Origin of the sequence: Mesorhizobium sp. M7A.F.Ca.CA.003.01.2.1, from assembly GCF_003998945.1 — a bacterium.
In the GTDB taxonomy this organism is placed as follows: domain Bacteria; phylum Pseudomonadota; class Alphaproteobacteria; order Rhizobiales; family Rhizobiaceae; genus Mesorhizobium; species Mesorhizobium ciceri.
The window spans coordinates 1-6,154 of sequence record NZ_RZRA01000258.1; the positions used below are offsets into that span (position 1 = coordinate 1).

Genomic DNA, 6,154 nt, shown 5'->3' on the forward strand with positions numbered 1-6,154 from the left:
GCGGAAGTGCGGATGGCCGGCATTCTGCAAAGCCAGGCCGAAATGCAGGGCCGCATGGGCGCCATTGCGGAAGTGTTCGGCGCACGGCAGGCGGAACTGACGCAATCGATCGGCCAACGCCTCGACGCCATGACCGGCCGGCTCGGCCAGACCATGACCGAGCAGACCAAATCCACGCATGAGAGCCTGGCCAAATTGCAGGAACGGCTGGCGATCATCGACGTCGCGCAAGGCAACATCCAGTCGCTCGCCGGCCAGGTCGTGCAATTGCAGGCGATCCTCTCGAACAAGCAGACGCGCGGCGCGTTCGGCCAGTCGCGCATGGAGGCGATCGTTGCCGACGGCCTGCCGCACGGTGCCTATGAGTTCCAGGCGACGCTGTCGAACGGCAGCCGGCCCGACTGCCTGGTGAAGATGCCGAACGGCGCGCCGTCGCTGGCCATCGATGCAAAATTTCCGCTGGAAGCCTGGAACGCCATCCGCGCCGCCGATGGCGCCGATCTGCAGAAGGCAGCTTCGCAGGCCTTCCGCCGCGACATCGAGATCCATGTCCGCGATATCTCGGAAAAATACCTGATCCAGGGCGAGACGCAGGACACTGCCTTCATGTTCGTGCCGTCGGAATCGGTGTTCGCCGAGATCCACGAGAATTTCGAGGCGATCGTGCACAAGGCGCACCGTGCGCGCGTCGTCATCGTCTCGCCGTCGCTGCTGATGCTGTCGATCCAGGTCATCCAGGCGATCCTCAAGGATGCCCGCATGCGCGAACAGGCGCACCTGATCCAGGGCGAGGTCATCCGGCTGATGGAGGATGTTGCGCGTGTCGATGAGCGGGTGCGCAAGCTGCAGGTGCATTTCGGCCAGTCGGCCAAGGACATCGACGACATACTGGTTTCGACGTCGAAGGTCACCAAGCGCGGCCAGAAGATCGAGGCGCTGGAATTCGGCGCGCAGCCCGACGGCGATGCCGCCGTAGACGCCGCGTCACGGGCTCCCGCCGCCAAGGTCGATACCGGCGCGCGCGTTGCCGATTCGAAAACCGGGCAGCTCAGGCTGAGGGTCGTCGAAGGCGACGATTGAGGCGCGGTGCCGGACCGGCGCTACTGCTCCTCCAACGTGGTCATGCCCTGAAATTCAGGCAGCCAGTGCAGCGCCGAGCGGTGCCATTTCTGCTGTGTCGGGATCAAATCCTGGCGCTGCCGCGCGGTCCCCACGCGAATTCCATAGACCTTCGGACCATCTCCGACAGACGTGGCGTAAAGATGCGAACCGCAGTCGGCGCAAAAGGCCTGGGTGCGCTTGGCGCCGCTCGCCACGATCTTGATGTAGATTTTCGGCGTGCCCTTGGTGATGCGATAGTTGCTTTCCGGCGCCGGAACCGTAAGGCGAAAAGCCGTGCCGGTCAGTTGCTGGCAATCCGTGCAGTGGCAGATCGTGGTCTTTTCCGGATCGACCTCCGCCTCGTAGGTGATGGCGCCACAATGACAGCCGCCGTCTATTCTCATCTTCGTTCCTCCAAAGCCCCTTCAATCTAGCGGCGCAAGGCCGTGAGGCAATGGCACGGTTTTAGTCCAGGGCAGGATCGGATGCGGAATCGATCAGCCTGCGTCGCTGCTCCCAGGTGCCTGACGTCTGCGGCTTGACGAACAGCCGTGTGATCTCCGGCATTTCCTTCTTCAACTGCGCCTCCAGGCGCTCGACGCAAGCTTCGATCTCGGGCGCCGTCAAATGGTCCTCGAACTCGATGCTGAGCCCGGCGACGATCTCTGTCGGCCCCATATGGACGGTCAGGACGCCGTTCGCCCGCTGCACCGCCGGATCCTGCTGGGCGATCGCCAGCACTTTCATCTGCACCTCGGGCGACGCCGGCTCGCCGATCAGCAGGCCCTTGCTTTCGCGGGCCAGGAAGATCGCGGTCGCGCCAAGGATCAGTCCGATGCCGATCGAGGCGGCGCCGTCGAGCTCCGGCATCTCCAGCAGTTCCGCTGCCAATATGCCGGCGAAAGCGACGATCAGGCCGAGAAGTGCCGCACTGTCCTCGAACAGCACGGTGTAGACGCTCGGATCCTTGCTCGACTGCACGGCCTGCAGCCAGCCTTGCCTGCCCTTCTGCCGGCGAAACTCCTTCAGGGCGACCCACCACGAACTGCCTTCGAACAGGAAGGAAAGGCCCAGAACAATATAGTTTACCTTGGCGTTGGCGACCGGCTCCGGCGCCATGATATGGACCACGCCTTCGTAGAACGACACGCCGGCGCCCAGCGCGAAGACGAGGAGCGCGACGATGAAGCTCCAGAAGTAGAGTTCGCGGCCGTGGCCGAGCGGATGCGTGCGATCGGCAGGGCGAGCGGCGCGGTGCATGCCGTAGAGCAGCAGGCCGCCATTGCCGGTATCGACCAGCGAATGGACGCCCTCCGACAGCATCGCCGAACTGCCGGTAAAGGCGGCGGCGGCGAACTTGGTCAGCGCGATGGCGAGATTGCCGGCGAGCGCCGCGTAGATCACCTTTTTTGAGCCGCCGTGCCCGGCCATGGCATTTGCCCCCGTTCAAGGCGCAGTCTAGCGGCCAGGCCGCTAAAGCTCCACAGGCATCACACCGCGCGAATGTCGGGTCGTCCACGGCAGCGGCCATGAGAGATCCGGTCTATGGAAAACGGCGACTACTCGATGATCTCGCTGGTCCACACCTTGAAGCCGGCAAGCGTTCCCGGGCCGAAAATATGGGTCAGCGGCACGTCGGCGGCGTCGCGGCCGGAGGCGATCAGGATGCGGCCGATGCGCGGTGCATTGTTGCGCGGGTCGAAGACATGCCAGCGGCCGCCGAGATAGACTTCCATCCAGGCGCAGAAATCCATGCTTGCCCATGGCTTCGGCATACCGATGTCGCTGATGTAGCCGGTGCAATAGCGCGTTGGGATGTTGAGTGCCCGGCAGAAGGTGACGGCGAGATGCGCGTAGTCGCGGCACACGCCGCTCTGTTCACGATAGGCTTCCGCCGCGGTGCGCGTCGGCCGTGCATTGCCGTAGTTGAAGACGATGTGGCTGTGGACGAAGTCGCAGACCGCCTGCACGCGCGGAATACCCAGCGGCGTGTTGCCGAACAGCCGCCACGCCTCGTCAGCCAGAAGGTCGCTTTCGCAAAAACGGCTGGGCAGCAGGAACAGCAATGTGTCCGCCGGCAGGTCGCGCACCTCGTGCTGCCAGGCCATCAGGTCGCCCATCTCGAAGGTGCCGGGGTCGCGGATCACCGCGTCGGTGCCGAAGGTGAAGCGCCCGGGCGGCGCGACAAGCCGGTTGCACCAATTGCCGAAACTGTCGCGATAGCTTTCGATCGGCACCGGCGGATTGGAGATCAGGAAATCCGGCCGCTCGAGATCGGAGGCCCGCGAATAGTGCACATTCAGCATCGCGATGAGCGGCGTTTCCTGCGGAAAGTCGAAGCTCATCTCGCAGCCGATGTGGATTCGCATTGTCGTCCTGACGGCCTGCCTGACGATCACCCGGCGAAGCTCGGGTCGATGCTGCAGTGCGAAAATGACCATGGCACGGACCGCCATGGTTTACGAGCAAATTAGAGCAATTCCAGGAAAAGTGTGAAGCGGTTTTCCGTCCGGAATTGCGTCAAAACAAAGAGTTAGAGCAATTCACTGTTTCCGCGAAACGGTGAATTGCTCTAGAAACCGGTTGAAAGCGATCCGCTGTCGGCGGCAACAGTCGCTAACCCCTTGCGGTCGGGCGGTTCTCTTGTTTCACTTGGCTTCTCACATCAGGAGGAACGAATCATGGCTAAAGGTGCGATGAAGGCAGGCAAGGAAGCCCGCAAGCCGAAGAAGGACGCCAAGAAGCCCGCTCCGGCTCCGGCGCTGAAGGCGCCGCCGGTCAAGGCGATGAAGCTCAAGGACAAGTAGGTCCGGCGATCCACTTCGCAATAAGATTACGGCCGGCGACACTTGTTGCCGGTCGCTGTTGATCGAGCGCCCGAAATTCTTATATTGGCGTGGCGGGGACGACCTCGCGCTTCCCCAAATCCGGACGGGACGACCCGCCATTGTTTGACTGATCGTCGGACGCCGAAGTCACTTTTCGGTCCGATGCTCTGATGGAGCGTTGTCGATGTCGTGGATTCTTCTCTTTTTCGCTGGCTTGTTCGAGATCGGCTGGGCAATCGGCCTCAAATACACCGATGGCTTCTCGAAGCTGGTGCCGACCGTGCTGACCGTTGCCTCGATGGTCGTCAGCCTCACTCTGCTCGGCCTGGCGCTGAAGGCGCTGCCCGTCGGCACCGCCTATGCGGTGTGGACCGGCATCGGCACCGTCGGTACGGCACTGCTCGGCATCTGGCTGCTCGGCGAACCGGCCACCGCGATCAGGCTGGCCTGCATCGCGCTCATCGTCTGCGGCATCATGGGGCTGAAGTTCGCCGCCTGACGGTAACGCTTAGGTCTCTTGGTTTGCGCATGTCGTCCTCCCAGAGCCGGGACCAGGGCGACATGCATGGGACAAACACGTTCAGGGCCGCTGCGAGGCGACCCTGGTTCTCGAAGCAGATTGCTCCGTAGCCGAGAGCTAGCGGGCGGAGAAGCCCGGAGGCGTCCTGCCGGTACGCTGCTTGCGTGCCGCATAACGCGCGTCACGCTTGGCCTTGCGTTCGGCTTCGTCGGCCAGAAGACGGGCGATGCGCTCGTTCTCTTCGGATTCCCGAATCTTGGCCTCGGCCTGTGCAGCTTCCTCGGCGGCGATACGTGCCGCTTCGGCTGCTGCCTCGCGCTCGGCCTTCTCGACCGCTTCGCGTGCCAGCTTCTCCTGCTTCAGCCGGGCCTTTTCGGCCTCGCGGATTTCGCGGGCCGCAAGGATAGCCTTGCGTTCAGCCTGCCGCGCCAGCACTGCGGGATCATCCGCCGCCGGCTTTGCCTTGAAGCGCTCGAGGAGCGCCTTCTTTGCCTCGTTTGCGGCATTGCGCCGCTCGAAAACGTCTTTTTCCCTGTAGATAGCCAAGTCCACTTCCCTGAAGTCAATTCGCGACGCTTACATACGCGCGAAAACCGAGAGTTCAAGCGCCAAAACGGCATGGCAGCCATGAAATTGTCGGCTGTTGCACTCGGGAGACGCCTTTGGAGCAATTCCAGGAAAAGTGTGAAGCGGTTTTCCGTCCGGAATGGCGACGAAGAGATAGAGCCGAAACCGACATGCACTGTTCACCGTCCGCCCCACTGGCGGCGCGGCTGAGGCGTCGCTACGTCTAACCCGAAAACCCAACACCAGGATGACATCAAATGGAACTCGGTCTCTACACATTCGCCGACGTCAGCCCGCAGCCGGGCCCCGGTGCCATCGGCCCGCATGAGCGGCTGCGCAACCTGATCGAGGAGATCGAGCTGGCCGACCAGGTCGGCCTCGACGTCTTCGGCCTCGGCGAGCATCACCGGCCCGACTATGCCGCCTCCGCACCGGTCGTGGCCCTGGCCGCGGCGGCCGAGCGTTCGAAGCGCATCAAGCTGACCAGCGCGGTCACCGTTCTGTCTTCCGATGACCCGGTGCGCGTTTTCCAGCAATTTGCCACGCTCGATCTTCTGTCGGGCGGCCGCGCCGAGATCATGGCCGGGCGCGGCTCGTTCATCGAATCCTTCCCGCTGTTCGGTTTCAACCTCGAGGATTATGACGAGCTGTTCGCCGAAAAACTCGATCTGCTGCTTGCCATCCGCGACAGCGTGAAGGTCACCTGGTCGGGCAATCTGCGTGCGCCGATCAACGATCGCGGCGTTTATCCCCGGCCCTTCCAGGACAGGCTACCGGTCTGGATCGCCATTGGCGGCACGCCGCAGTCTGCCGCCCGCGCTGGCGCGCTCGGCCTGCCGCTGGCGCTCGCCATCATTGGCGGCGAGCCGGCGCGTTTCGCGCCGCTGTTCGATCTCTACCGCGAAGCCGCCAAGCGCGCCGGCAGTGATCCGGCGGGCCTTGCCACCAGCATCAACGTGCACGGCTTCATCGCCGAGACGACCGAGCAGGCGGCGGACGATTTCTACGGCCCGCAGGCGGAAGTGATGAATCGCATCGGCCGCGAGCGCGGCTGGGGTCCGACCTCGCGGGCGCATTTCGACCAGTCGCGCGGCCCCACAGGCGCCCTGTTCGTCGGCAGTCCCGAGCAAGTGGCTGA

8 protein-coding genes are annotated in these 6,154 nt (G+C 63.5%); 4 read left to right on the forward strand and 4 right to left on the reverse strand.

Translation table 11 applies throughout. The features are described 5' to 3' along the window. Positions 1-1,080, forward strand: a 1,080-nt coding sequence (locus tag EN969_RS12935) for a DNA recombination protein RmuC (RefSeq protein ID WP_164758241.1), incomplete at its 5' end; no start/stop codon positions are given. Positions 1,081-1,100: 20 nt separating this feature from the next. Here EN969_RS12935 and EN969_RS12940 read toward each other — a convergent pair. The 3 genes from EN969_RS12940 to EN969_RS12950 all read right to left on the reverse strand — a co-directional run bounded on the left by EN969_RS12940 (position 1,101) and on the right by EN969_RS12950 (position 3,470). After that, positions 1,101-1,505 (reverse strand): GFA family protein, encoded by a 405-nt coding sequence (locus tag EN969_RS12940; RefSeq protein WP_013528467.1) that lies wholly within the window; start codon positions 1,503-1,505, stop codon positions 1,101-1,103. Between the two features lie 61 nt (positions 1,506-1,566). Continuing rightward, entirely contained in the window at positions 1,567-2,532 is a 966-nt protein-coding gene (locus EN969_RS12945; protein ID WP_013528466.1) for a cation diffusion facilitator family transporter, read from the reverse strand. Positions 2,533-2,660: 128 nt separating this feature from the next. Continuing rightward, positions 2,661-3,470: a transglutaminase family protein gene (locus EN969_RS12950; protein WP_027161100.1), complete on the reverse strand. Its 810-nt coding sequence runs from the start codon at positions 3,468-3,470 to the stop codon at positions 2,661-2,663. Between the two features lie 312 nt (positions 3,471-3,782). On the opposite strand from EN969_RS12950, the gene EN969_RS36630 reads away from it, so the two are divergent. Together EN969_RS36630 and sugE are read left to right on the forward strand one after the other, a co-directional pair. Further along, positions 3,783-3,908, forward strand: coding sequence for a hypothetical protein (locus EN969_RS36630; RefSeq protein WP_013528464.1), 126 nt, complete (start codon positions 3,783-3,785; stop codon positions 3,906-3,908). 205 nt (positions 3,909-4,113) lie between these two features. Next, positions 4,114-4,428 (forward strand): quaternary ammonium compound efflux SMR transporter SugE, encoded by a 315-nt coding sequence (gene sugE, locus EN969_RS12960; RefSeq protein ID WP_013528463.1) that lies wholly within the window; start codon positions 4,114-4,116, stop codon positions 4,426-4,428. A gap of 138 nt (positions 4,429-4,566) precedes the next feature. On the opposite strand, the gene EN969_RS12965 is transcribed toward sugE, so the two are convergent. Next, a complete protein-coding gene (locus EN969_RS12965; protein WP_013528462.1) occupies positions 4,567-4,995 on the reverse strand; it encodes a DUF6481 family protein in 429 nt (142 codons plus the stop codon). A 278-nt stretch (positions 4,996-5,273) separates the two neighbouring features. Between EN969_RS12965 and EN969_RS12970 the strand changes: the two genes are divergently transcribed. Continuing rightward, the coding region (locus EN969_RS12970; RefSeq protein ID WP_127419160.1) for an LLM class flavin-dependent oxidoreductase at positions 5,274-6,154 on the forward strand (881 nt) is incomplete at its 3' end.